Genomic DNA, 236 nt, shown 5'->3' with positions numbered 1-236 from the left:
GTCATAGGAACTGTCAATTCATTTGTATTGGGATTTTCAACAGCTGGTGTCTTTCAGCTGACATTAACGGTGATGGCTGAATTCTTCTGGAAGAACAAAGGAACGATGACAGGGATTATCTCAACAGCCGGCGGGGTGTCGGCCATTGTCATCCCGGTCGTAACAGGTTTGATTGAAAGCCACTCGACCATTTTACAGATCTTTATGTTCGATGCGGTTGTGGCTGTTGTGGCCAT

At 46.2% G+C, this 236-nt stretch carries 1 pseudogene; it reads left to right on the top strand.

The window, feature by feature from the left end:
• A pseudogene (locus SB775_RS33875) lies at window positions 1-236 on the top strand (MFS transporter); the annotation flags it as partial.

This window comes from Peribacillus sp. SIMBA_075 (assembly GCF_046534585.1).
This window is presented reverse-complemented; position numbering and strand designations above follow the sequence as displayed.